Here is a 26,130-nt window from a genome sequence, read left to right as displayed (position 1 = left end):
CCGCCGATAGCGATATCGGCGGGCGTTGTCGTTTACGCGTTGTTTACACCGGCTTTACCCCTTTTGTCCCCGTCTTTACGCGCCGATCCGTATCGTTCAGAACACGGCTGGCATACGCATGCGAAGGGCATGCGAGGGCGCGTCGCGCCCGTAGTGTGCTGGCTGCCACACGATAGGGAGTTGTCATGGATTGGTTATATCTCGGCGTGATGGCGGTGTTCACCGCTGCGACCGTCGGCTTTGTCGCATTTTGCGCGTCGGTAGGGGGGCAGCAATGACAGCCATGTACTGGCTGAGCGGCGGACTCACGCTCGCGCTGCTCGCTTATCTCGTCTACGCGCTCTTCAAGCCGGAGAATCTCGCATGACACTCAACGCCTGGATTCAGCTCGGCGTCTATCTCGTCGTGCTACTGGTGCTGGCGCGCCCGCTCGGCCGTTTCATGGCCGACGTGCTCGCTGGCGAATCGCGTGTGAACCGGTGGTTTGCCCCGGTCGAGCGCGGTCTTTATCGCCTGTGTGGCATCGATCCTGAAAAGGAAATGCACTGGCGCGCTTATGCGATTGCGCTGATCGGCTTCAATGCCTTGGGCGCGTTCGCCGTCTATGCACTGCAACGCTGGCAAGTCTGGCTGCCGCTCAACCCGCAGGCCTTCGGCGCGGTCACGCCCGATTCGTCGATGAACACGGCCGTGAGCTTCGTGGCCAACACGAACTGGCAGGGCTACTCGGGCGAGTCGACGATGAGCTATCTCACGCAGATGCTCGGCCTCGCGGTGCAGAACTTCCTGTCTGCCGCGACCGGTATCGCCGTGGTGGTGGCGCTCATTCGCGGCTTCGCCCGTCATACGGCGAAGACGATCGGCAACTTCTGGGTCGATATGACCCGCATCACGCTCTACATCCTTGTGCCGCTGTCGGTGCTGTTTGCCGCCGCGTTCATGAGTCAGGGTGTGATTCAGAACTTCGACGCCTACAAAGACGTCGCGACGGTGCAAGCGACGCACTACGACAACCCGGTGCTCGGCCCGGACGGTCAGCCGAAGATGGATGCGGCGGGCAAGCCCGTGACGCAACCGGCCGTGACGTCTACGCAGACGTTGCCGATGGGGCCGGTCGCCTCGCAAGAAGCGATCAAGATGCTCGGCACCAACGGTGGCGGCTTCTTCAACGCCAACTCGGCGCACCCGTACGAGAACCCGACGCCGCTGTCGAACTTCCTGCAAATTCTGGCGATCTTCCTGATCCCGGCGGCGCTGTGCCACACATTCGGACGCATGGTCGGTGACCGCCGTCAGGGCATCGCAATTCTCGCCGCCATGACGATTGCGTTCTCGATTGCGAGCATCGCCACCGTCTCGGCGGAACAAGCGGGGAACCCAGTGCTCACGCCGATCGGCGTCGACCAGCAGGTGAGCGCGGCGCAGTCGGGCGGCAACATGGAAGGCAAGGAAACGCGCTTTGGCATCGTCGCGTCGGGCATCTTCGCGACGGTCACGACCGCTGCGTCGTGCGGTGCGGTCAACGCCATGCACGACTCGCTCACGCCGCTGGGCGGCATGGTGCCGATGTTGCTGATGCAGTTGGGCGAAGTGGTCTTCGGCGGGGTGGGGTCTGGCCTGTACGGCATGCTCGTCTTCGCGATGCTTGCGGTGTTCGTGGCGGGGCTGATGATCGGCCGCACGCCGGAGTATCTGGGCAAGAAGATCGAAGCGTTCGAGATGAAGATGGTCGCTGTCGCCGTGCTCATGACGCCGATGCTGGTGCTGCTCGGTACCGCGGTCGCGGTGCTGCTTCCGGCGGGGCAGGCGGGGGTGGCGAATCCGGCGACACACGGGTTCTCCGAAATTCTCTACGCCTTTAGCTCGGCCGCGAACAACAACGGCAGCGCCTTCGCGGGACTCTCGGCCAACACGCCGTTCTACAACAACGCGCTGGCGATTGCGATGTGGTTCGGCCGCTTCTGGGTGATTGTGCCGGTGCTGGCGATTGCTGGCGGTCTGGCCGCGAAGAAGCGCATCGCCGCCACGTCGGGCACGTTGCCCACGCACGGCCCGCTCTTCGTCGTGCTGCTGCTCGGCACCGTGCTGCTGGTGGGCGCGCTCACCTATGTGCCGGCGCTCGCCCTTGGCCCCATCGCCGAACATCTGGCGATGATCGGCGCGCAATGAATATCGAAATGAGGCATTCGAGGCACTCATGAATCAATCCGCAGGTAATACCGCTACCCGGCCGGTCGCCGAGGGTCATACATCGGCAGTGAAGTCGATGTTCGACCCCACGATCGTGAAGCCGGCCATCGTCGACTCGTTCCGCAAACTTCACCCGCTCACGCAAGCGAAGAATCCGGTGATGTTCGTGGTCTACGTCGGCAGCATTCTCACCACGGTGCTCTTCGGCATGGCCCTCGCGGGTCACGCCGAAGCTAGCGCACCGTTCATCCTCGCGATCACGCTGTGGCTGTGGTTCACAGTGTTGTTCGCGAACTTCGCCGAAGCGCTGGCCGAAGGGCGCAGCAAAGCGCAGGCCGCCTCGCTGCGTCAGGCCAAGAAGAACGTGCCTGCCAAGCAACTGCGCGCAGCGGCTCGCGACGCCGAGTGCCTGGTCATCGACAGCGCGAGCTTGCGCCGTGGCGACTTCGTGCTGGTGGAAGCGGGCGATGTCGTGCCTGCCGACGGCGAAGTGGTCGAAGGCGTGGCGTCGGTCGATGAATCGGCCATCACGGGGGAATCGGCGCCGGTGATCCGCGAGTCGGGCGGCGACTTCTCGGCGGTCACGGGCGGCACGCGTGTGTTGTCCGACTGGATCGTCATGAAAGTGACGGTCAACCCCGGCGAGGCGTTTCTCGATCGCATGATCGCGATGGTGGAAGGCGCCAAGCGTCAGAAGACGCCGAATGAGATCGCGCTGACGATTCTGCTCGTTGCGCTCACGCTGGTGCTGCTGCTCGCCACCGCTACGCTGTTGCCGTACTCGATCTATAGCGTGCTGGTGACGCAAGCGGGTCATCCGGTCACGATCACCGTGCTCGTCGCACTGCTGGTGTGCCTGATTCCGACGACCATCGGCGGCTTGCTCTCGGCCATCGGTGTGGCTGGCATGAGCCGCATGATGCAGGCCAACGTGATTGCCACGTCCGGCCGTGCCGTGGAAGCGGCTGGCGACGTCGACGTGCTGCTGCTCGACAAGACCGGCACGATCACGCTCGGTAACCGTCAGGCGTCGCAGTTCGTGCCCGCCCCGGGCGTGGACGAACGCGCACTGGCCGACGCGGCACAACTCTCGTCGCTGGCCGACGAAACGCCGGAAGGCCGCAGCATTACCGTGCTCGCCAAACAACGCTTCAACTTGCGCGAGCGCGAGATGGCCGGGCTGCACGCGGTGTTCCTCCCGTTCTCGGCGCAGACGCGCATGAGCGGGGTGGATCTGGCCGACAAACAGATTCGCAAGGGCGCAGCCGAGGCCGTCAAACGTTATGTGGAATCGGCGGGTGGCGTGTGGCCCGCGGCGCTGGCAACGTCGGTCGACGAGATTTCGCGCCGCGGCAGCACGCCGCTGGTGGTGGCCGAGCAAGACGCACAAGGCACGCGTGCGTTGGGCGTGATCGAGTTGAAGGACGTGGTCAAGGGCGGCATCAAGGAACGCTTTGCCGAACTTCGTCAGATGGGCATTACGACGCTGATGGTCACCGGCGACAACCGTCTGACGGCAGCCGCCATCGCGGCGGAAGCCGGTGTCGACGACTTCCTCGCGGAAGCCACGCCGGAAGCCAAGCTCGCGACGATTCGCAAGTATCAGGCCGAAGGCAAGCTGGTGGCCATGACGGGCGACGGCACGAACGACGCTCCGGCGCTCGCACAGGCCGACGTGGCCGTGGCGATGAACTCGGGTACGCAGGCCGCGAAAGAGGCCGGCAACATGGTCGATCTGGACTCGAACCCGACCAAGCTCATCGAGATTGTCGAGATCGGCAAGCAGATGCTGATGACGCGCGGCAGCCTCACCACGTTCTCGATTGCGAACGACGTGGCGAAGTACTTCGCGATCATTCCGGCGGCATTCGCCACCACGTATCCGCAGCTCGACCAGTTGAACGTGATGCGTCTCGCCAGCCCGTCGTCGGCCATTCTGTCGGCGGTGATTTTCAACGCGCTGATCATCGTGGTGCTGATTCCGCTGGCGCTCAAGGGCGTGAAGTATCGCCCGCTCGGCGCGGCCACGCTGTTGCGCCGCAACCTCGTGATTTACGGGCTGGGCGGCATTCTGGTGCCGTTCGTGGGCATCAAGGCGATCGACATGATCATCGCCGCGATGGGCTGGGCTTGATCGGTTAGCGCGCTCGCCTCACATTGCAGAACTCAAAGGAATAGACGTCATGAAAACCCTGTTACGCCCGATGCTGAGCCTGTTTGTCGTGCTCTCGGTGATTACGGGTCTGGTGTATCCGCTGGTCGTGACCGGCGTAGGCCGGGTCGCGTTCTCACGCGAAGCCTCGGGCAGCCTGATCTACAAAGACGGCAAAGCGGTCGGCTCGTCGCTGATCGGACAGAACTTCGACGAACCGAAGTACTTCTGGGGCCGCCTGTCGGCCACGGCACCGATGCCGGACAACGGTCTGGCATCGGGTGGCTCGAACTACGGCCCGCTCAACCCGGCGCTTGCCGACGCCGTGAAGGCGCGTATTGCCGCGCTGCGCGAAGCTGACCCGACGGCAGTGCTGCCGGTGCCCGCCGATCTGGTGACGGCGTCTGCCAGCGGTCTCGATCCCGAGATCAGCCCCGCTGCGGCGGCCTATCAGATCACTCGCGTGGCGAAGGCCCGTGGGCTGACGCCGGAGGCCGTGCAGGCACTGGTTGCGCAGAACACGCAAGGCCGCCAATGGGGCATTTTCGGAGAGCCCCGGGTGAATGTTCTGAAGCTCAACCTGGCGTTGGATGGAATGGCGCCGGGCAGCGTCTGAAAGCGCGGAACGGCTGCCGGACGGACGGGCGAATCGCTGGTCTTGTCCGGCAGCGTGCGGTAGATTGGCGGCACGCCCTTGACGCGTGCCGTTTTTGCTTTGCCGAATGCACTGCAAGTGCCCAGAATTTGGCGCATTTCTTGGCGCATCTCTCGCCGACCGGCGAGAGGGCGCGCGTCTTCTTAGTGGACTGATCCGATGGCTGGCATGGAACGCCCCGACCCCGACGAATTGCTCGACAAACTGCAACGCGACGAAGCGCGCGAGCAGCGCGGTCGGCTGAAGATTTTCTTTGGCGCGTCGGCAGGTGTCGGCAAGACCTTTGCGATGCTGCAAGCCGCGCGCAAGCTGCGCGAGGAAGGCACCGACGTCGTGGTCGGCGTGCTGGAGACGCATGGCCGCGAAGAGACGGCGAAGATGCTCGAAGGGCTGGAAGTGCTGCCGCAAAAGTCGGTGGAGTATCGCGGGCGCGTGCTGCGCGAATTCGACCTCGACGGCATGCTCGCACGCAAACCAGCGGTGGCGCTGGTCGACGAACTGGCGCACGCCAACGTGCCGGGCGAACGGCATCTGAAGCGCTGGCAGGATGTGGAAGAGTTGCTGGCCGCTGGCATCGATGTGTACACCACGCTTAACGTGCAGCATCTGGAGCGGCTTAACGATGTGGTCGGACAGATCACGGGCATTCGTGTCTGGGAGACGTTGCCCGACCGGGTGTTCGATCTGGCGGACGAAGTCAAACTCGTCGACCTGCCGCCCGACGAACTGCTTGAACGCATGCGCGAAGGCAAGGTGTACATGCCCGCGCAGGCCGAGCGGGCGGTGCGCAATTTCTTCCGCAAGGGCAATTTGATTGCGTTGCGCGAATTGGCATTGCGCCGTACCGCCGACCGCGTGGATGCGCAGATGCGCGAGTACCGTGCGGATCAATCGATCAGCCATGTTTGGCAGGCCCGCGAGCGCTTGCTTGTGGCGATCGGGCCGGGACCTGAAGGAGGGGCACTCGTGCGAGCGGCCGCGCGGCTGGCGGCGAGTCTTCGCGCCGACTGGCTGGCCGTGCACGTGGAGACCCCCGCGATACTGCGGCAATCGCAAGTGCGTCGCGAAGGTACATACGCCACGCTCAAGCTGGCGCAAGAGCTGGGGGCGGAAACGCTCACGCTGGATGGTGCCGAAGCCGCGCCGACGTTGCTCGCGTATGCGCAGATGCGCAATGTGTCGAAGATCGTCGTCGGGGCGAGCGGGGCACGGCGATGGTGGACAGCGCGCACACCGTTGCACGAAGCCTTGGTTCGGCTCGCCCGAGGCGTCGACGTGGTGCTGATCGGTCCGGCAGCGGGCGATACGTCGGCAGACAAGCGAGTGGTGCGCGGCGACTGGCGCGATTGGTTCGATACCAACGCACCGGAACTCGGGCTGGTGGGCGGGCCGTGGCGTGGCTACGCGTGGGCGGTCGGGATTTGCGGCGTGATATCGCTCGCAGCGGCAGAACTGACGACGTTCCTCGATCTCGCCAACATCGCCATGCTTTATCTGCTGGGCGTGATCATTGCCGCGATGCGACTGGGGCGTGGCCCGGGCGTGTTGGCGTCATTCCTGTCGGTGGTGGCGTTCGACTTCTTCTTTGTGCCGCCGAAGATGTCGTTGTCGGTCTCGGATACGCAGTACCTGCTCACCTTTGCCGTGATGCTGACGGTGGCGCTCGTCATCAGTCATTTGACGACGAGCTTGCGCTTTCAGGCGCGGCTGGCGACATGGCGCGAGCGGCGCACGGGGGCGGTGTATGCCATGGCGCGCGAGTTGGCGGCGGCGCTCACCACACCGCAAATCATTGAGATCGGATCGCGTCACGTGCGCGAAGTCTTTCAGGCGCGCGTGGCCTTGTTGCTGCCCGACAGTCAGGGCGGCGTGCGACAACCGGTAGAGAACGTGCAGGCGGAGACGATGCCTGCGCATATCGATACGGATGTCGCGCAGTGGGTCTACGACCGTCAGCAAGCGGCCGGGCAGGGCACTGACACACTGCCAGCGTCGGACGCCTACTACCTGCCGTTGCGTGCGCCAATGCGCACGCGCGGCGTGCTGGTGGTCGCGCCGGATAATCCCGCGACGGGCGCCATTGCGACACCGGAGCAACTTCGCCTGCTCGATACCTTTGCGGCACAAATTGCATTGGCGCTCGAGCGCGTGCATTACGTCGAGATTGCGCAAGATGCGCTCGTGACAATGGAGTCCGAGCGGCTGCGTAACTCGCTGCTGTCGGCCATTTCGCATGACTTGCGCACGCCGCTGACGTCCATCGTCGGCTTTGCAAGCATGCTTAGTCGCAATGCGGAAACGCCGGGGCCATTGCGCACGGAACTCGTCGATGCGATTCATGAAGAAGCGCAACGCATGACGGGGTTGGTGACCAACTTGCTCGATATGGCCAAGTTGCAGGCGGGCGGTGTGCAACTCAACCGGCAGTGGCAGATGCTCGAAGAGGTAGTGGGCACGTCGCTGCGGGCGTCTCGGCGTGTGTTGGCCGGGCATGAGGTCAGCACGCGCATACCGGCCGACTTGCCGTTGCTGCGCTTTGACGCCGTCTTGCTGGAGCGTCTCTTTACCAACTTGCTGGAGAACGCGGCCAAATACTCGCCGTCGGGGTCGCACATCGAGATTGCCGCGCGAACGCTCGGCGACGAAGTGGAAGTGAGCGTAAGCGACGACGGGCCGGGGCTGCCCATCGGCATGGAAGGGCGCATTTTCGAGAAGTTCATGCGCGGAGAGAAAGAGTCGGCTAAGCCGGGTATCGGCTTGGGGCTCGCGATCTGCCGAGCCATCGTGGAAGCGCACGGCGGTAGAATCGAGGCCGCCAACGTGCCCGGCGGCCATGGCGCGCGTTTCAGCTTCACGCTGCCCGTCGAGACGCCACCTGCCGAGCCGGACGTGCCTGATTTGAACGAATCGTCGGGCGAGTTGGAAGCGGGTGCCGACATGCCCACTGAATTGCCCCACACCAAAGCCACACAAAGTCATGAGTGAACCGACTATCACCATCGTGGTGATTGAAGACGAACGCCAGATCCGCCGATTTCTGCGCACATCGCTGGAAGCCGAGGGCATGGTCGTGCACGAGGCGGAGGCAGGGCGGCAGGGGATGGTCGAGGCGGCGACGCGCAAGCCCGATTTGCTGATCGTGGATCTTGGATTGCCGGATATCGATGGCGTTGAAGTGATTCGCGAGGTGCGTAGCTGGACGGACATGCCGATCATCGTGCTGTCGGCGCGCAACGAAGAATCGGAGAAGGTGGTCGCACTCGACGTCGGCGCCGACGACTATCTGACGAAGCCGTTCGGGGTGTCGGAGTTGCTGGCGCGTATTCGCGCGCAGCTGCGTCGCCATCATCGCGGCGGCAACTCCGAGACGCTGGGCGAAGCCTTTGCTTTCGGCGATATCAGCATCGATCTGGCGCGCCGGAAGGTGACGCGTGGCGGCGAAGCCGTGCACCTGACACCGATCGAGTACCGTTTGCTCGTGACGCTGGTGCGTCATGCGGGGCGTGTGCTCACGCACCGGCAACTGCTCAAAGAGGTGTGGGGGCCGTCGCACGTCGAGAGCAACCACTACCTGCGCATCTACATGGGCCACCTGCGCCAGAAGCTCGAAGCCGACCCCGCGCAGCCGAAGCACATCCTCACCGAAACCGGTGTGGGGTATCGGCTGGAGGTGGAAATCCCATGACACCGATAGGGCGTCCTTTGATGGGGCGCTCGCTTTGATAAAATCGCCGGGTTCTTTCGTTCATGTCACCGCCCAATGCGGCGACGATCCGAATTTCATTCGGTTTCCGATGGAACCCGTAGTTGCCGGGACGACCCGGTGCACGGATTCATTTTTCCCGGGGACGACCCCGATACATCCATGCATCGGAGTCTTTCATGGCCTGGATCCTTCTCGTCTTTGCGGGATTGCTTGAAGTGGCTTGGGCCGTCGGTCTGAAGTACACGCAAGGCTTCTCGCGGCTCGTGCCGTCCATTTTCACCATTGCCTCGATGGTCGGCAGCGTGTGGCTGCTGGCGCTCGCCGTTCGTACGCTGCCCTTGGGGACGGCCTACGCCATCTGGACCGGCATCGGTGCCGTCGGCGCATTCATTCTCGGGATCATCCTGTTCGGTGAATCGGCCTCGGCAGCACGAATTGCCAGCGTCACACTGATTCTGGCGGGCCTCGTGGGGCTGAAGCTCACCACGGCGTCCTGAACCGGCGCCGAACCGACGTCAAACCTGTATCAACGCCCCCCAAAATGTCACCGGTGGTGCGTTGCCGCAACGCGCGGCATAATGGCGCCGTAACGGTGTGAAGGGCGTGAAGCTGGGGCGTTGGCAAGTTGGCTGATATGCACGCCGCTTTGCGTTCCGCTTTTAGCTCCGTTACCGCGCCAACAGTCTGAGGCGCGTGATCGTGCGACGCAGCCATCTCGGCGGCAGCGAGGGTCACCATGCTGGAATCGATTGCGCTTGGCGCAGGGCTGTCCTGGGGCAGCGGCCTGCGGTTATACCTGACGGTGTTCTGCGCAGGGCTGGCGGCACGTCTCGGGTGGTTGCATCTGCCGCCGACGCTGGCGGTGCTGGCCTCCACATGGGTCATCGCCGCGGCGGGCGTGCTCGCCGCTATTGAGTTCTTCGCCGACAAGATTCCCTTTGTCGACAGCGCCTGGGACGCGGTGCATACGTTCATCCGCATTCCGGCAGGCATTGTGTTGGGCGCGGCGGCACTCGGTCAGATGGACCCTACCGTCACCGTGCTGGCCGGGCTTGCCGGTGGTGCGCTCGCGGGCACGGCACATTTGGCCAAAGCGGGGAGCCGGGCGCTCATCAACACGTCGCCGGAACCTTTCTCCAATGTGGCGGCCTCAGCCGGCGAAGATGTCTCCACGGTGGGCGGTCTCGCGCTAGCGTTCTTCCTGCCGGCGGTCTTTCTCGTGATGTTGCTGGTTTTCGTCGTATTGGCGTGGTGGTGGCTGCCGCGTGTCTGGCGTGGCTGGCGCTCACTGCTGGCCCGGGTCAAAGGATTGAGGAACGATGGGGTTCACTGAAGTTGCCCGCCAGTCGTGGCGGATGTTCTTGCGCGACTGGCGTGCAGGCGAGCTGCATCTGCTGCTCGTGGCGCTGTTGCTGGCCGTTGGCGCACTCTCCAGTGTCGGTTTTCTCTCCGACCGCATGCAGGGCGGGCTTGAGCGCGATGCGCGCCAGATGCTCGCCGCCGATCTCGTCGTTCGCAGCGACGCTCCCTTATCTCCCGAATTCTCTCGTCAGGCGCACGCCGACGGTCTCGCGACTGCTGTCGTCGCCAACTTTCCCAGCATGGCCAGCGCCATCGGCGAAACCGGTCAGGCCGGGGCGAGCCGTCTGTCGTCGCTCAAGGCGGTCAGCGACGGATATCCGCTGCGCGGACGTGTCCGAACGGCAGCCGACGCCGGGGCAAACACCCCAGACGCGCCCGCTGCCGATATTCCGGCGCCAGGCACGGTCTGGGTCGACGCCGCGCTGCTCGACGCTTTGCACGTCAAACCTGGCGACAACATTCGCGTAGGCAACCGGTCGTTGCGTATTGCCGCCGTCATCACCCGTGAAATGGATCGCGGCTACGGTTTCGGCTCGCTCGCGCCGCGCGTCATGATGCGTTTCGACGAACTCCAGTCCACCGGGCTGGTGCAATTCGGTAGCCGCATCACCTATCGGTTGCTCGTCGCGGGGTCTGATGCGCAGGTGAAGCAATTCACCACGTGGGCTCGCCCGGCCGCCGAGCAAGCGCGCGGGGTCCATCTCGAATCGTTGGAAGAAGGTCAGCCACAGGTGCGCCAGACGCTCGACCGCGCCGAGCGCTTTCTCTCGCTCGTGGCGCTGCTGGCCGCCGTGCTGGCGGCAGTCGCCGTGGGCATTGCGGCACGCCGCTACAGCGAACGACATCTCGATGCGTGCGCCGTGATGCGCTGCTTAGGCGTGTCGCGTGGTTCGTTACGCGGCATGGTGAGACTCGAATTCATCGGCCTCGGATTGATTGGCGGGGCGCTCGGTGTGGCGCTCGGCTACGCCGCCCATTGGGCGTTGTTGGCCCAATTGGGCAATGTGATTCCGGCAGGGTTGCCCGCGCCCACATGGCGACCTGCGGCTTTCGGTTTCGCCAGTGCGCTGGTGATGCTGCTGGGTTTTGCGCTGCCCCCGTTGCTGCCGCTCTCGGAAGTGGCGCCGTTGCATGTGCTGCGCCGCGATGTCGTGGGCGGTGCGCGCCGTCAGGGCTGGCTGGCGTACGGCGCGAGTGCGTTGGCATTCGCCGCGTTGTTGCTCTTCGCCGCGCGCGACCTGCGCTTGGGGGCGATGGTCGCGGGTGGCTTCGTTGTCGGCGCGATCGTGTTCGCTGCGCTGGCATGGTTGGCGATTCGCGGGCTTGCCGCGTGGGCGCGCCGTAGCGGCCCGGTCGGTGGGGCGATGGGCGGCATCGGCTGGCGCTATGCGCTGGCGGGGCTGCGTCGCCGTGGTCTGGGGAGCGCGTTGCAGATTGTCGCGCTAGGTCTGGGACTGATGGCGTTGTTGCTGCTCGCGGTCACGCGTAACGACCTCGTCGCCGGATGGCGGCAGTCGAGCCCAGCCGACGCGCCAAATCGCTTCGTGATCGATATCCAGCCGGGGCAAGACGCGCCGGTGTTGGCGCAACTGCGTGCGGCCGGTTTGCCTGACGTGCAACTCTCGCCGATGATCCGCGCGCGGCTCACGGCGATCAACGATCAGCCGGTGACGGGCGAGCGCTATACGGAAGAGCGTGCGCGGCGGCTCGCCGAGCGTGAATTCAATCTCTCGTACACGTCGGCTTTGCCGGATGGCAATCGCGTGACAGCGGGGCAGTGGTACGGCGACACGACCACGCCGCAGATTTCGATGGAAGAGGGCATTGCGAAGACGCTCGGCCTGAAGCTCGGCGACACGCTGCGTTTCGAAGTCACCGGTCAGACGATCGATGCGCCGATTACCAGCTTGCGCAAGCTCGACTGGGGATCGATGCGTGTGAACTTCTTCGTCGTGATGCCGCCAGCGGCGTTGCGCGATTTTCCGATGACGTGGATCACGTCGTTCCACCTCGACGCCCCGCAGCAGGGCGTGGCCGATGCGCTGGTGCGGCAGTTCCCGAACGTGACGGTGATCGATACCGGCGCGTTGCTGGCGCAGATTCAACTGATTCTGTCGCAGGTTATCGACGCGGTGCAGGCACTGTTCTTGTTCACGCTCGCCGCTGGAGTGCTGGTGCTTTATGCGGCGCTTGCGGGTACACGCGACGAGCGCATGCGCGAGAGCGGCATCTTGCGTGCGTTGGGGGCATCGTCGCGACAACTTCGCGATGTGCATCTGGCGGAGTTGGTGACCGTCGGGGCATTGGCGGGACTGCTGGCCGCATTCGGTGCCGGGGCACTCGGCTGGGCGCTCGCGCATTACGTGTTCGAATTCGCGCTGACGTTCAACCCGTGGCTGCCGGTGCTGGGGATCGTGGCAGGGGTGCTGTGCGCGCTGATCGGCGGGTGGAGCGGTCTGCGCGCGGTATTGCGCCAGTCGGCGCTGCGCACGCTGCGCGAAGTTTAAGACGTATCGGCGCCTAGACTGCGGTGCCGTGAGTTGGCACGGTGGTGGGTGACGCGCTCCGGCGCGGCATCCTGCCGCGTGCGAGGGTTTCGGGCCTCGGGCACAATAGCGGCCATGACGACCGAAAACTCCTCCCAATCTTCCCCAACCTCCCAAGTCGCGGACGACGATGTGCAGGACACCCCTGCGCAGCCGACCGCGTTTTCGTTACTCGGCGGCGAAGCGCGCGTACGCGAACTCGTCGACCGTTTTTACGACTTGATGGATCTCGAATCGGAATTCGCCGGTATTCGCACCTTGCATCCCGAGTCGCTCGATGGCTCGCGCGATAAGTTTTTCTGGTTCCTGTGCGGCTGGCTCGGCGGGCCGAATCACTACATCGAGCGATTCGGGCATCCGATGCTGCGCGCTCGCCATCTGCCATTCCCCATTGCGACCAGCGAGCGCGACCAGTGGCTGCGTTGCATGGCGCTCGCTATGCAAGACATTGGCGTTGAAACGTCGCTTCAGGAACGGCTCATGCAGGCGTTCTACGGGACGGCGGACTGGATGCGCAACCGGGCTGACAAACAGAACTGACAAACAGAGCTGACAAACAGAGCTGACAAGTACACGCCTCACCGTACTGGTCTGAAAGCGCCGGATTGGCCCTGGTCATCGCTGGTAAAACCGCGCGACTATGTCCAATTCCAGAAGGAGACACCATGACAACCGAAGCGCTGTTCCGACAAGACGCCTATCTGCGCCAATGCGAGGCGCGCATCACCCATATCGACGAGAACGGCATCATGCTCGATCGCACCGTGTTCTATCCGCTCGGTGGCGGGCAGGCGGGCGACGCTGGGGCATTTGTGCTCGCCGACGGTTCGCGCCTGACCATTGCCGACACGCGTAAATCGAAGCACGAAGGCGCAACCCCCGACGACGCCGTGCATGTGCCAGCCGAAGGACAGGCCGAAGCGCTGGCAGGGCTATCGGTGGGCGATGTGGTGCAAGCCGAAATCGATTGGGAACGGCGTTTTCGCCATATGCGCTTTCACACCGCATCGCATTTGATGTGCGCCGTGCTGCCGCATCCGGTCGACGGTTGCAGCATCACGCCGGAATATGCGCGGCTCGATTTCGTGACCAACGACCCGATCGAGCGCGAAGCGGTCGAGGCGGGTTTGGCGGCGCTGGTGGCGGCGGCACGGCCGGTGAATATCGACAGCATCAGCGATGAAGAAATGGCGGCGCGTCCGGAATTGGTCCGCACCATGAGCGTGAAGCCGCCGATGGGGCTCGGGCGCGTACGTCTGGTGCGTATCGAAGGGATCGATCTCCAACCCTGTGGCGGCACCCATGTGGCGAATACGGCCGAAATCGGGGCACTGCGCGTGAGCAAGATCGAGAAGAAGACGTCGCGCACGCGTCGCGTAGTGCTCGCGTTTGCGTGACTCTGGCATCATGCGGATTTCCAATCCCATGATGTGAGGCCGCATGTCGATCACCCCCCCGGCAGCCAAGCTTTCCACTACCGACGCGCCATGGCAGGCGGTACTCGATTTTTGGTTCGGCACGCCCGATAGCGAAGTGTTCGGGCTAGCCCGGCCGGAGTGGTTCCGGAAGTCGGACGCCTTCGACGACGAGATTCGTACGCGCTTCGGCGTGGCGCATGCGCAGGCACTTGCGGGGGAACGCGACGACTGGGCGCACACGCCGCTTGGGGCGTGCGCATTGATCGTGATGCTCGACCAGTTCTCGCGAAATATGTACCGAGGCACGGCAGGCGCGTTTGCTGGCGACGCGCGCGCGCTGGCGGTAGCGCGTCAGTTGGTGGCAGCGGGCGAAGATCAGCGTCTGCCGACGGCCCAACACCGGGTGTTCGTTTATCTGCCGTTCGAACACGACGAGTCGCTTGAGAGTCAGCACACGTCGCTCGAGTTGTACGAGCAACTGGCCAAGTCGCATGGCATGGTCGATAACCTCGACTACGCGCGCCGCCATGCCGTGATCATCGAACGCTTCGGGCGCTATCCGCATCGAAACGCGGCGTTGGGGCGTGTGTCGACGCCAGAAGAAGTGGCGTTTCTTAAGGAGCCGGGCTCGTCGTTTTGAGCCGTGCTTTGCGCTGCAAATGCCAGCGGATCGCAAAGAAGCCGATGCCGTAGGCCAGCACTGCGCTCACGCAGGCGCTGGTCGCGAGGCCGGTGATCAGGTGCAGGGTGGCGGCACCGAAGTCGAAATTCGTCACCTGTGCCCACATCCCTTCGCTGGCGCGCGTTGCGGCGGCCACCGTCGCTTCAATCTCTTGTGCGGGCGACCATTCCAGCATCCAACGCCCCAACCGGTGCGCTCCCAAATAAACGAACGGCACGGTCAACGGGTTCGTAATGAAGGTGCCTGCTGCCGCGATGAACAAATTGCCGCGCAAGAGGGCCGCCGCGAGCAACGCCACGAGAATTTGCCCGACGGGGAACAGAATGCCGAAGAACACCCCGCACGCGAGTCCGATCGCCACACCACGCGGTGTCGCCATCCACAAACTGCGACGTAGCAGCAAGCCGGCATGCGGGCGCAGCCAGCGAGAGCGCAAGAGTCGCATCGGGCGAAGCATCTTTAACATCATGGGCAGGTTGCTCGTCGAGGAAGGGGCCAACCCGGGCGGGCGCGGGGCAACCGATGTCTGAGTTGCGTAGCCCGTAAGAGTTCAACGACGGCGGGAGCGGTGCAGAGCCGCGCGACTTTCGCCGCGCGGCGGGGCGTGAATGCCCAGAGATTTGCTTTAAAACGTGGGGAGACGTTTAGATTTGCGTGCGCTGATCGGCCCAGCGATTGACTTGCGACGGCTTGAAGTGACGCATCGTGTCGAGCAGCGTTTCAGGCGATGCTTCGACTTGCAACTGGTCGAGTTGTGCGCCCTTCAGGAACTGCTCCGTCACCATCGACTTGAGGAACACGAGCAGCGGGTCGTAATACGCTTCGACGTTGAGCAGGCCGATCGGCTTGGCGTGATAGCCAATCTGCAACCACGTGAATACTTCGAACAGTTCTTCGCAGGTGCCGATACCGCCGGGCATGGCGATGAACGCGTCCGACAAGTCGGCCATCATCTGCTTGCGCTGGTGCATGTTTTCAACCACATGCAGCTCCGTCAGGCCGGTATGCCCGACTTCCTTCTCCATCAACGCTTTCGGGATGATGCCCACGACCTGCCCGCCATGCGCGAGCACGGCATCGGCAATGATGCCCATCAGGCCAACCTTGCCGCCGCCGTACACGAGGCGAATACCGGCTTCGGCCATACGGCGGCCCAACTCGCGTGCCGCTTCGGCGTAGGCCGGACGCACGCCCGTCGCGGCGCCGCAATAAATACAAATGGATTTGACTTCCGAGGTCATGCCTTACTGAACTCCTTTGGCTGAGGATTCATGCGCCATCCTGTCGTACAACTCACGTGAGCGGCCCTTCAGATACGGGGCCATTTGCGAGAGGATGTGATAGCTCGCCTGATGCAGGCCCGCGCCGATCTCCTCCGGATCGTTGTACTTGCGCGGATTCATCACGAATTGATACGACAACCAGTACGTCGAGAGCACCACCATGTTGGTGGTGACCACTTCAATTTGTTCCGACGTGATTTCCATTTCGCCATCGGTGACGAGCATGTCGCACATCTCGCGCGCGAAGCGCTTCTTGTGGCCGACGATCTGTTTGAAATGCGTCTCAAGCGTGCGGTTGCGCGCCAGCAAATCGTTCAGGTCGCGGTACAGGAAGCGGAAACGCCAGAGAAACTCGGACATGTATTGCAGATACGTCCAGACTTCGTCGAGCGTCGGTTTGTGATCTTCGGGCAGCCGCAGTCGCCGTTCGATTTCCTGCTCGAACTGCGCAAAGATGCTGTTGATGATGTCGTCTTTATTGCGGAAGTGGTAGTACAGATTGCCGGGGCTGATCTTCATTTCCTCGGCAATCGTGGTGGTCGTAACGTTGGGTTCGCCGATTTCGTTGAAGAGTCGAAGTGACACCTCAAGAATTCGTTCGCGGGTTCGGCGTGGCTGCTTTGCTTCCATGTCTGTCGGCCCCGGTTAGCGGCAAGCTCGGCGAAGGATTTTCTCCGCTTGCGTTTATGAAGTGAGTATCACTGGGTACGGCGCCGATTATACCCGGCAGCGGGGCACTGCCAAGCATGGGAAGGTGCGCCGTGAGCGATCTCAGAAAAACGCGGAGCGAACGAGTTCGACGATGACAGGGCCGGCCAGCGACGCCCAGGTGAGCAGACACAGACCGAGGGCAACGAGGACGGCGGCGCTGCCGAAATCCTTGGCCCGTTTAGACAGTTCGTGCCGTTCCAGCGAAATGCGGTCGATGGCGGCTTCGATGCTCGAATTGACGAGCTCGATGATCAGCACGAGCAGGATCGAGCCGATGAGCAATACGCGCTCGACGGCCGTAACCGGCAGGAAGATCGCTGCCGGCAGCAAGATGGCGGCGAGCGCCAGCTCCTGACGGAAAGCGCTCTCTTCGAAAACGGCAAACTTGAAGCCGGACAGGGAGTACTTCAGGGCGCGCCATGCGCGCATGACGCCCCGGTTGCCCTTGTACGGATTCGGTTGTTTGTCGCGTGGCGGCGGATGGTCGATGAACAAGCGTCAGGTTCCTCGCCGCAACGGGCTCGAGAGGTGGATCAGAGCGCAGGCGCGAGCGATGACGACTCGGGCGTGCGCGGATGCAGGTGCGAAACAAACTCTTCTGAGGCAGCCTGCCACGAGAAACGTTCCGCCCATGCGCGGGCACTTTCGCGAGACACCTTGAGCGCATCGAGACACGCTTCACGCAGGTCTTCACGCAGCGCGCCGGCGTCGCCCTCGGGGCACCCATGCATCACGTCGATGGGGCCGGTGACCGGGTACGCTGCCACCGGCAGGCCGCAGGCCATCGCTTCGAGCAACACCAGGCCGAATGTGTCGGTGCGGCTCGGGAAGACGAAAACGTCCGCCGATGCGTACACCTTCGCCAGCTCAGGCTGCGACAGCATGCCGAGATAGTTCACATCCGGATAGCGCGAACGAAGCTCCGCCAATTGCGGCCCTTCACCCGCGACCCATTTCGAGCCCGGCAGGTCGATCTTCAGAAATGCCTCAATGTTTTTCTCCACAGCAACGCGTCCTACGTAGAGAAAGATCGGATGGGCTGAATTTAACACATGGGCTTCTTGTGGGCGGAAGATGTCGAGGTCGACGCCGCGCGTCCACAGCACCACGTTTTTGAAGCCATTGGCCTCGAGATCGCGCTTGACCACGGGCGTGGGTGCCATCACAGCACGCGAGGGCTTGTGGAACCAGCGCAGAAAGCGATAGGTCGTCGCCAGCGGCAGTCCGAAGCGCGCCTGCACGTACTCGGGAAAGCGCGTGTGGTACGCCGTGGTGAACGGGAAATCGTTGCGTGTGGCCCATTTGCGGGCGGCCATGCCCAGCGGGCCTTCTGTGGCGATGTGAAGGGCGTCGGGCGCAAATTCCTCGATGCGGCGCTTCACCTGTCCACCCACGAAGAAGGCGAGGCGAATTTCCGGATAAGTGGGGCACGGCAGGGTGCGGAATTCCTGCGGCGTGAGCAGCTCGACGCGATGGCCGGCGGCTTCGAGTTGAGCGCGCGTGTTCTTCAGCGTGCGGACCACACCGTTGATTTGCGGATCCCAGGCGTCGGTGACGATCATGATTTTCATCGGGCGCTCCTTCGCGCACATGGCGCGAGTCAAAGACGCGCGCAGACGGCGCGCGCGGGGTCAGGGCAGGCGCCCGGCGATGCTCGGCCGGGCGCGCACTGGCGTTTCACAACGGGGTCCTGCAATGGCGGCTCAAGCAGTCTTAAGCAGGCTCAAGTCGGCTCAAGCGCTCACCGGCGTGCTCTTGACGGTGGCACGCGCACTGCGCTTCTGCGTCCAGTAGATGATGCGAAGCTCGCCTTCGGTTGTCTCGACCAGCGCCGAGAGGCTCTCGACCCAGTCGCCGTCGTTGCAGTACAGAAGGCCGTCGATCTCGCGGATTTCCGGCTTGTGGATGTGACCGCAGACCACACCGTCGCAGCCGCGGCGGCGCGCTTCGTCGGCCATCACGTTCTCGAACGCCGAGATGAAATTCACCGCGTTCTTCACCTGATGCTTCAGGTACTGCGAGAGCGACCAGTACGGGAAGCCGAAGCGTGTACGCACGCGATTGAACCAGCGGTTGAGCAGCAGCGTGAGCGTGTAGAGCGAGTCGCCGAGATAGGCGAGCCACTTCGCATGCTGGATGACGCCATCGAATAGATCGCCGTGCGTGATCCAGAGGCGCTTGCCCGTGAGCGTGGTGTGAAACGCTTCGTCGCGCACTGCGATGTCGCCGAACGCGAGGCCGCAGAATTGGCGCGCGGCTTCGTCGTGATTGCCGGGCACGTAGATGACTTGCGTGCCCTTGCGCGCACGTCGCAGCATCTTTTGCACGACATCGTTGTGCGCCTGCGGCCAGTGCCAGCCCTTGCGCAGATGCCACCCGTCGATGATGTCGCCCACGAGATAGAGGTAGTCCGACTCGTGGTGACGTAGGAAGTCGAGCAGGTAGTCCGCCTGACAGCCTTGCGTGCCGAGGTGAATATCCGAGAGCCAGATCGTGCGGTAGCGCGTGATGCCTTCAGGCGGCGGATCGAGCGGATCGGGATTGTCGGGCGGCAGGTCGATCGTGGAGGGCGGGGCGGCGGGGGGCGTAGCGGGCGGGGTGGCGGGGCGTCCCGGCGGGGCGTCGGCGAAGCGACCGGCGCGAGCCGTGGGTGGGGAGAGCGGCACAAAGGTGGGTGTCGTCGTCATAGCGGCTCGCACGTCGCGTTGAACATGCGTGCATTACGCCGTGCCTTCGTGAAGGGACGATGACAGTCATCGACGTGTCGCGAATGTGTCTTGAAGCGTGGCGGCGATGCGACAAGCGCGGGCGAGCATTACGCCCCGTGACGCAAACCTTGTGCGACGCGTTCTAGCGTTTCCAACACGAGTGCGCGCGCTCGCGGATGCGTGCCGAGCGACACATGTCCGAGCCGGTCGAGCGCAATATTGCGCGCGCCCGGTAACACCGAAGTCCGCACGGGATACACGACGTTGTCGTGATACGTGTAGATCGATGTGATGCGCGAGCGCTCGGCGTCGCTTTCGCCATTGGCCAGCGTCACCAGCCATTCGCTGCCAAGGCCCATTTGCCGTACGTTATGTCCGATGCCATGGCGCGCATGCAGTGTGCCGAAATGCGGCGAGCCGAGCGTGATCGTGTGAATCACCGGCAGCGTTGGGAATCGACGCAGGCACGCGCGCGCGGCGATGCCGCCCATGCTGTGCCCGACCAGTACCACGGGCAAGCGCGTGCGCTCGGCGAGCGCGAGTGCCGCGTTGGCGATGGTCTCGGCGTAGTCGTCGATGTCGCCGAAAATCGGCCCGAGATTGATGGCGTCGTTGTGATAACCGGCGTCTGCCAAATGGCGCGAGAAGCGCAGCCAGAAGGCGCGATTACAGCCGTAGCCGTGCAATAGCAGAACGGCGACCGGTCTAGCCGGGCCGGTCGGCGACGCCGTGGGGGCGGTACTGCGCCACGGCTGGTAGACATCGAGCAGCAGAATCGACGCGGCGCATTCATACGCCCAGATGGCGATGTTCGTGCCGCCGCTCGTGCGGCGCTCGGGGGTTGGGTCGGCGTTTGCCGCCATGGTGAAACCTGCGGCGAGGCCCACGGCGTGTGAGACCGGCAGCCATAGCAGGGTCCACAGCAGCGTTGTCCATGGGCTGTGCCATGTCGCCCATGTGGCACCGGCGACCACCAGCGAGAGCAATACCTCGGCTGCGCCGAAGATGACGTGAGGACGCGATGCGCGATAGGTGCGAACTGCCCCGGTACCCTCGGATGGGCCCGTCGATGGGGCGTCGCGTGGCGGGCTCATTTGCCGAGCACGCTCACGAGGCGCGTGCCAGCAAGCCGGTCATGAACGAACTGATGGTCGGGCATCACGCGCATGGCGACGGCCCACAGCACCATCCAGCCGGTGAGCAGCGTGACGCTGTTCCAGCCGGTCAGGCCCAGTGCCCAGTCCAGCGCCATCGCGGGGAGTACCCACAGCCACGCGAGCACGTACCGGGCGAGGGCGCGGCCAAGGCCGAGGGGTTGGCCATGGGCGTCGACCACGCGGATCTTCCAGGTCTTCATGGCGAGCGTTTGGCCGCCGTGCGTCCAGAACCACACGAAATAGGCACCCAACACGAGGAACAGCCATGCTTGCATCGCATGGCGATACATCAAGCCGCTGTGTTGCTGGGTCAGGGCGCTGAACAGATAGCCCGCGAGAAAGAGCACGCCGAAGAGCAGCAGCGATTCATAGACCATCGACAGCAGACGGCGCCGCAACGTCGGTACGGCGTAGCTGCCGTCGGGCGAGGGCATGGTGCGGCCGGTTTGCGATGCGGCGGATGGAGTTGCGGGCGAAGTATCGCGGGTCGTAGCGGAATCGGTCATCGCAGCGTGGTCTGAGGTCTTATCGTCATGCGCGCGAGACGGAAGCCAGCGCGCCTGCCCTTGGCAATGCGTCGCCCATTATGCGGAAGATTGCCGCGATGGGCCAGCCGATCGACGGACGGCGGCAGGCAGAGGTCGCTGGCGTGATAGGCGTGGGGGCTCGCAGATGGCAGACCGGCATGCCGTGTTCGTGAATTCCAATGTCAGGCCGACACGCCGCGTTCATGAATTCAAATGCAAAACGGCCGCCCGGAGGCGGCCGTCTGGCAATGCGATGGCGGCGCTACGACAGCGCCACGCGTCAATTGTGGTGATACAGATCCGAATTGAAGACGGCGTCGCCACGGTCGTTGGCCGTGTTGCCATTTCCGTTGCCGTTGGCGGCGGCAGCGCTCGCGGCGGCACTGCCGGAAGCAGCCTGTGCGGCGCCCGTCTGCCCGGCGGTAGGTGCTGCTGCGGGTGCAGAGGCACTTCCCGGCGTCGACGAGGGTGCGGGTACCGGCAACGCACCATTCTTGCCCGTCGGGCCTGCGTCTTTGCGATGGACGGCCGCGTACGGATTCTTCACGCCCGTGCGGCCGGAAGGCGGCGCGCTTACCACGTTGGGACGGTTTGCCTGCTTCTTGTCGTCGGCGGCCAGACGCTTCTTCTGGTCTTCCGTGAGTTGCTGGTACTGCTGCCAGACCTGTGCCTTGCGATCCGGCGGCAGTGTCTTGGCGTTCTGATAGCTTTCGCGGGCCAGTTGGCGCTGCTCGGGCGTCAGGCGGACCCAGTCGGCCATGCGATCGTGCAGACGTTTGCGGCCTTCCGGCGACAAGGTGTCGAAGCGCTTGGCGATCTCGACCCACTTCTCGCGCTGACGATCGCTCATGCGATTCCAGTCTTGGGCGAGCGGCGAGAGCGCTTCACGTTGTGCGGGGGTGAGCTTGGCCCAATAACCGCCAGGCGAGGGCAGTGCCGCAGTCGGTGCGCTCGCCGTAGCACCCGAGAGACTGCCGACCGGTGCATTGGCCGCAGCGCCAGAGGCGGTGGCGGAAGCGCCCGAGGCACTGGTGCCGGCGATGACCGGCGGCGCGTCGGAGACGGGCTCGGGGGCTTGCGAGCGGCGCAGCGCTGCCGTGCCGGCGAGCGCGGCCACGATTAGCGCGGCGACCAGAAAAAGTACGTTGCGTCGCGTCACAGGGCGGTCTTGGAGGGTGGGACTACTGGGCACGCTTCAGATAGGCGTTGAAACCGTGATCGGCATAAGCCGAGAGCGGCAGTTCGTCGCTGAGCACTGCGGCGTCGATATCCGCAAGGTCCTGAATGTGTTGCTGATGTTCCCAGTAGGCGATGCCCGCCAGACCGATCACCAAGGCGGCGAGCGGCCAGAGCAGCCCCAGACGCCCCAGTTTGTCGAATGCGCGGCGCGGCCCGCCGACGTCCGGCGTACCGCTCACGGCACCGACGCCCGCGAGCACCAGCGCCGGCTGCACGACGGCGACCGGTTCCGGTTTCTTGCGCGCAAGCGCTTCCTGGCGTGCAGCGGCCAACCGGGCCGCAATATTCGGCGACGGCGTATCCGCTGCTTCGTCCAGCGCCAGTCGCACGCGATGTGCGAAGCGAATTTCCCTCGTTTCCAGATCGTGACTCATAACCTGATCCCTTTTGCCTTCAACGCTGCCGCCAGCGCGTGTGTGGCGCGTGAGCAGTGCGTCTTGACGCTGCCTTCCGAGCACCCCATCGTGGCGGCGGTCTCGGCAACGTCCATGTCTTCCCAGTAACGCATGAGGAAGGCTTCCCGTTGACGCGCGGGTAGTTTCTGTATCTCTGACTCAATAATGGTGAGGATTTCCGCCCGCGAAACCTGGTCCTCACTGCTCTCGGTCTGAATGGACCCATCCTGCGAGAGTAAGGTTTCGAGCGGATCGTAATCGTCGCGATCGTCGTCGCTGGCGCCGCCAAGATTCGAGAATAGCGTCACCCAGGTGTTGCGCACCTTTTGACGCCGGAAATAATCGTGAATCGTGTTTTGGAGAATGCGCGTGAAGAGCAGCGGCAGGTCGGCCGGCGGCTTGTCGCCGTATTTCTCGGCGAGGCGGATCATCGCATCCTGAACGATATCGAGGGCGGCCTCGTCGTCACGAACGGCATAGACGGCCTGCTTGAAGGCGCGCCGTTCGATGCCCGCGAGAAAATCCGCCAGTTCCTTGTCAGATGCCATCCGGTGGGGTGCACGCAGCGTTGCCCGCTGCGCCTTTGAAATGCCGTGTAAGCGTAAAGATTACGTAAAGATCGCGTAGTCGGAGCGGATGCTACCAAAAACGCGCGCCCATGTAACCGCTTTTCACCGTGTTTGCTCGATTGCGACAGGCGGGTTTGTCTTGGCTTCCTATCGTGGAAAGATTGTGCACCAGCATGGGGCGCTTTCGCGCACGGTGTGGGAATCTTGCGAAGCGGACTTCGCAATCATGCTGCAAATGCATAAACCTGCTTGACCATTTTGCTGCAAACCGGTAACGTTGCCAGTTCGCAATATCTGTGATTGTCTCAATATCGGCACGCTTAAAAGGTGTGTCCATCATTCAGACGCGCAGCTTGAGCCCGAACCACAAGTTCGCGGGGAGAGCACCCGATCAAAATTTTTGCCGAAACTTTGAAAGGTCGACAATGAACATGCCAAGCGCGGAATTCTCCGAGGCGGAAGCTACTCGCCATCAAAACACTTCCGAAGACATGATTGGCGCCGAGATTCTCGTGCGCTCGCTTCAGGAAGAAGGGGTCGAACATCTGTGGGGTTATCCCGGCGGTTCGGTTCTCTACATCTACGACGAACTCTACAAGCAGGACAAGATCCAGCACATCCTGGTTCGCCATGAGCAAGCTGCCGTGCATGCGGCCGACGCTTATTCGCGTTCCACCGACAAAGTCGGCGTGTGCCTCGTGACGTCTGGCCCCGGCGTGACCAATGCGGTCACCGGTATCGCCACGGCGTACATGGATTCGATCCCGCTCGTGATTATTACCGGGCAGGTGCCCACGGCCGCTATCGGTCTGGACGCCTTCCAGGAATGCGACACGGTCGGTATTACCCGTCCGTGCGTCAAGCACAACTTCCTCGTGAAGGACGTGCGCGATCTCGCCGCCACCATCAAGAAAGCCTTCTACATCGCCAAGACCGGCCGTCCCGGCCCGGTGCTGATCGATATTCCGAAGGACGTGTCCAAAGCGCGCGCCCGCTTCGAATATCCGAAGTCGGTGTCGCTGCGCTCGTACAACCCGGTCACGAAGGGCCACTCGGGTCAGATCCGCAAGGCGATGAGCCTGCTGCTCTCGGCCAAGCGTCCCTATATCTATACCGGCGGCGGCATCATCTTGGCCGATGCATCGAAGGAACTGAACCAGTTCTGCGACTTGCTCGGCTATCCGGTGACCAACACGCTCATGGGCCTGGGCGGGTATCGCGCGAGCGATCCCAAGTTCCTCGGCATGCTGGGCATGCACGGCACGTACGAAGCCAACATGGCCATGCAGCACTGCGACGTGCTCATCGCCATCGGTGCACGCTTTGACGACCGCGTGATCGGTAACCCGGAACACTTCTCCTCGACCGCCCGCAAGATCATTCACGTGGATATCGACCCGTCGTCGATTTCCAAGCGCGTGAAGGTCGACATTCCGATCGTCGGCGACGTGAAGGAAGTGTTGCGCGAAATGATCGAGAACCTGCAAACGGCCGAACACGGTCCGGACACCGCGGCGCTGGCCGATTGGTGGAAGCAGATCGAGGAATGGCGTTCGCGCGATTGCCTCGCGTTCGATCGCAAGAGCGAAATCATCAAGCCGCAGCACGTGGTGGAGACGTACTGGAAGCTCACCGATGGCGAAGCCTTCGTGTGCTCGGACGTCGGTCAGCACCAGATGTGGGCAGCGCAGTATTACCGCTTCAACAAGCCGCGCCGCTGGATCAACTCCGGTGGTCTGGGCACGATGGGCTTCGGCCTGCCGGCAGCCATGGGCGTGAAGATGGCGCATCCGGATGCTGAAGTCGCCTGTATTACCGGCGAAGGCTCGATCCAGATGTGCATTCAGGAGCTCTCGACGTGCCTGCAATACCGCACGCCGATCAAGATTCTGTCGTTGAACAACCGCTATCTGGGCATGGTTCGCCAGTGGCAGCAGATCGAATACAGCAAGCGTTACTCCAGTTCGTATATGGACGCGCTGCCTGACTTCGTGAAGCTCGCCGAGGCGTACGGTCATGTGGGCATGCGCATCGAGAAGTCGTCGGACGTCGAGCCGGCACTGCGCGAGGCGCTTGCGCTCAAGGATCGTACGGTATTCATGGATTTCCAAACGGATCCCACCGAGAACGTCTGGCCGATGGTCCAGGCGGGCAAGGGCATCAGCGAGATGCTGCTTGGTTCGGAAGATCTGTAACAAGGCGCGGTGCGCCGCAGTGCAACTGGCTAACTGAGGCCGAGGCACGGGCGCGGCGAACCCACAAAATTGGACAATCCGGGATACACCATGAGGCACATTATTTCTGTTTTGCTCGAGAACGAGCCGGGCGCGCTGTCGCGCGTGGTCGGGCTGTTCTCCGCACGTGGCTACAATATCGAGACCTTGACCGTCGCGCCGACCGAAGATCGTTCGCTCTCGCGCATGACGGTGGTCACGACGGGCTCTGACGATGTCATCGAACAGATCACGAAACACCTGAACCGGCTGATCGAAGTGGTGAAGGTGGTCGATCTGACCGAAGGCGCGCATATCGAACGTGAGCTGATGCTCATCAAGGTGCGTGCGGTCGGTAAGGAGCGCGAGGAGATGAAGCGGATGTCGGATATTTTCCGCGGCCGCATCATTGACGTTACTGAAAAGACCTACACGATCGAACTCACGGGCAACTCGTCGAAACTCGACGCGTTCATCGAAGGGCTCGATCGCACGGCGATTCTCGAGACGGTGCGTACCGGCGGCTCGGGCATCGGTCGCGGTGAGCGCATCCTGAAGGTTTGAGCGGTAACGCCAACACGGTAAGCGGATTTCGATCCATTCTGATTTCAGTTAAT

General features: G+C 63.3%; 24 protein-coding genes and 1 pseudogene. 14 read left to right on the top strand and 11 right to left on the bottom strand.

Annotation, left to right across the window (positions count from 1 at the left end; translation table 11 throughout):
• The first annotated feature begins 274 nt into the window (after window positions 1-274).
• From kdpF to PPN31114_RS19420, 12 genes are all read left to right on the top strand, one after another.
• Window positions 275-367, top strand: a complete 93-nt coding sequence (kdpF, locus tag PPN31114_RS19475; protein WP_150681195.1) for a K(+)-transporting ATPase subunit F — start codon at window positions 275-277, stop codon at window positions 365-367.
• The gene (gene kdpA, locus PPN31114_RS19470; protein ID WP_150681194.1) at window positions 364-2,169 is read left to right on the top strand and encodes a potassium-transporting ATPase subunit KdpA; all 1,806 of its coding nucleotides are present in this window, start codon (window positions 364-366) and stop codon (window positions 2,167-2,169) included. The genes kdpF and kdpA overlap by 4 nt, the downstream gene beginning before the upstream one ends.
• A gap of 28 nt (window positions 2,170-2,197) precedes the next feature.
• Window positions 2,198-4,324, top strand: a complete 2,127-nt coding sequence (gene kdpB, locus PPN31114_RS19465; RefSeq protein WP_150681193.1) for a potassium-transporting ATPase subunit KdpB — start codon at window positions 2,198-2,200, stop codon at window positions 4,322-4,324.
• A 49-nt stretch (window positions 4,325-4,373) separates the two neighbouring features.
• The gene (gene kdpC, locus PPN31114_RS19460) at window positions 4,374-4,958 is read left to right on the top strand and encodes a potassium-transporting ATPase subunit KdpC (RefSeq protein WP_150681192.1); all 585 of its coding nucleotides are present in this window, start codon (window positions 4,374-4,376) and stop codon (window positions 4,956-4,958) included.
• A gap of 207 nt (window positions 4,959-5,165) precedes the next feature.
• Complete coding sequence (locus tag PPN31114_RS19455; protein ID WP_150681714.1) at window positions 5,166-7,982, top strand: sensor histidine kinase; 2,817 nt, start codon at window positions 5,166-5,168, stop codon at window positions 7,980-7,982.
• Entirely contained in the window at window positions 7,975-8,682 is a 708-nt protein-coding gene (gene kdpE / locus PPN31114_RS19450; protein ID WP_150681191.1) for a two-component system response regulator KdpE, read from the top strand. Before PPN31114_RS19455 ends, kdpE begins: the two co-directional genes overlap by 8 nt.
• Window positions 8,683-8,879: 197 nt before the next feature.
• Window positions 8,880-9,200: a quaternary ammonium compound efflux SMR transporter SugE gene (gene sugE / locus PPN31114_RS19445; RefSeq protein WP_150681190.1), complete on the top strand. Its 321-nt coding sequence runs from the start codon at window positions 8,880-8,882 to the stop codon at window positions 9,198-9,200.
• Window positions 9,201-9,439: 239 nt separating this feature from the next.
• Entirely contained in the window at window positions 9,440-10,036 is a 597-nt protein-coding gene (locus tag PPN31114_RS19440; protein ID WP_150681189.1) for a DUF4126 domain-containing protein, read from the top strand.
• Window positions 10,023-12,572, top strand: coding sequence for an ABC transporter permease (locus PPN31114_RS19435; protein ID WP_246182652.1), 2,550 nt, complete (start codon window positions 10,023-10,025; stop codon window positions 12,570-12,572). Before PPN31114_RS19440 ends, PPN31114_RS19435 begins: the two co-directional genes overlap by 14 nt.
• A 114-nt stretch (window positions 12,573-12,686) precedes the next feature.
• Window positions 12,687-13,151, top strand: coding sequence for a group II truncated hemoglobin (locus PPN31114_RS19430; protein WP_150681188.1), 465 nt, complete (start codon window positions 12,687-12,689; stop codon window positions 13,149-13,151).
• 125 nt (window positions 13,152-13,276) lie between these two features.
• Window positions 13,277-14,008, top strand: coding sequence for an alanyl-tRNA editing protein (locus PPN31114_RS19425; RefSeq protein WP_150681187.1), 732 nt, complete (start codon window positions 13,277-13,279; stop codon window positions 14,006-14,008).
• Window positions 14,009-14,051: 43 nt separating this feature from the next.
• Window positions 14,052-14,669, top strand: coding sequence for a DUF924 family protein (locus tag PPN31114_RS19420; protein WP_150681186.1), 618 nt, complete (start codon window positions 14,052-14,054; stop codon window positions 14,667-14,669).
• On the opposite strand, the gene PPN31114_RS19415 is transcribed toward PPN31114_RS19420, so the two are convergent.
• The 11 genes and pseudogenes from PPN31114_RS19415 to PPN31114_RS19365 form a co-directional block, all read right to left on the bottom strand.
• Window positions 14,644-15,156, bottom strand: a complete 513-nt coding sequence (locus PPN31114_RS19415) for a DUF2062 domain-containing protein (RefSeq protein ID WP_281351020.1) — start codon at window positions 15,154-15,156, stop codon at window positions 14,644-14,646. The two genes, PPN31114_RS19420 and PPN31114_RS19415, sit on opposite strands and share 26 nt — an antisense overlap.
• A gap of 199 nt (window positions 15,157-15,355) precedes the next feature.
• Complete coding sequence (locus PPN31114_RS19410; protein ID WP_150681184.1) at window positions 15,356-15,952, bottom strand: LOG family protein; 597 nt, start codon at window positions 15,950-15,952, stop codon at window positions 15,356-15,358.
• 3 nt (window positions 15,953-15,955) lie between these two features.
• Window positions 15,956-16,624, bottom strand: a complete 669-nt coding sequence (locus PPN31114_RS19405) for a TetR/AcrR family transcriptional regulator (RefSeq protein WP_150681183.1) — start codon at window positions 16,622-16,624, stop codon at window positions 15,956-15,958.
• Window positions 16,625-16,765: 141 nt separating this feature from the next.
• Complete coding sequence (locus PPN31114_RS19400; protein ID WP_150681182.1) at window positions 16,766-17,200, bottom strand: diacylglycerol kinase; 435 nt, start codon at window positions 17,198-17,200, stop codon at window positions 16,766-16,768.
• A 38-nt stretch (window positions 17,201-17,238) separates the two neighbouring features.
• Window positions 17,239-18,276 (bottom strand): glycosyltransferase family 4 protein, encoded by a 1,038-nt coding sequence (locus tag PPN31114_RS19395; protein ID WP_150681181.1) that lies wholly within the window; start codon window positions 18,274-18,276, stop codon window positions 17,239-17,241.
• Between the two features lie 162 nt (window positions 18,277-18,438).
• Window positions 18,439-19,299 (bottom strand): annotated as a pseudogene (locus tag PPN31114_RS19390) (UDP-2,3-diacylglucosamine diphosphatase); the annotation flags it as partial.
• 221 nt (window positions 19,300-19,520) lie between these two features.
• The gene (locus PPN31114_RS19385; RefSeq protein ID WP_150681180.1) at window positions 19,521-20,507 is read right to left on the bottom strand and encodes an esterase/lipase family protein; all 987 of its coding nucleotides are present in this window, start codon (window positions 20,505-20,507) and stop codon (window positions 19,521-19,523) included.
• Entirely contained in the window at window positions 20,504-21,076 is a 573-nt protein-coding gene (locus tag PPN31114_RS19380; protein ID WP_150681179.1) for an RDD family protein, read from the bottom strand. Before PPN31114_RS19380 ends, PPN31114_RS19385 begins: the two co-directional genes overlap by 4 nt.
• A gap of 301 nt (window positions 21,077-21,377) precedes the next feature.
• Entirely contained in the window at window positions 21,378-22,256 is an 879-nt protein-coding gene (locus tag PPN31114_RS19375) for a DUF3106 domain-containing protein (protein ID WP_150681178.1), read from the bottom strand.
• 22 nt (window positions 22,257-22,278) lie between these two features.
• A complete protein-coding gene (locus PPN31114_RS19370; protein WP_150681177.1) occupies window positions 22,279-22,710 on the bottom strand; it encodes a DUF3619 family protein in 432 nt (143 codons plus the stop codon).
• On the bottom strand, window positions 22,707-23,279 hold the full coding sequence (locus tag PPN31114_RS19365) for an RNA polymerase sigma factor (protein WP_150681176.1): 573 nt from the start codon (window positions 23,277-23,279) through the stop codon (window positions 22,707-22,709). Before PPN31114_RS19365 ends, PPN31114_RS19370 begins: the two co-directional genes overlap by 4 nt.
• Before the next feature lie 446 nt (window positions 23,280-23,725).
• Between PPN31114_RS19365 and PPN31114_RS19360 the strand changes: the two genes are divergently transcribed.
• Both PPN31114_RS19360 and ilvN read left to right on the top strand, forming a co-directional pair.
• On the top strand, window positions 23,726-25,495 hold the full coding sequence (locus PPN31114_RS19360; protein WP_150681175.1) for an acetolactate synthase 3 catalytic subunit: 1,770 nt from the start codon (window positions 23,726-23,728) through the stop codon (window positions 25,493-25,495).
• 90 nt (window positions 25,496-25,585) lie between these two features.
• Window positions 25,586-26,077 (top strand): acetolactate synthase small subunit, encoded by a 492-nt coding sequence (gene ilvN / locus PPN31114_RS19355; protein WP_023595471.1) that lies wholly within the window; start codon window positions 25,586-25,588, stop codon window positions 26,075-26,077.
• Window positions 26,078-26,130 lie beyond the last annotated feature (53 nt).

The organism is Pandoraea pneumonica, assembly GCF_902459645.1.
Classification (GTDB): domain Bacteria; phylum Pseudomonadota; class Gammaproteobacteria; order Burkholderiales; family Burkholderiaceae; genus Pandoraea; species Pandoraea pneumonica.
This window is presented reverse-complemented; position numbering and strand designations above follow the sequence as displayed.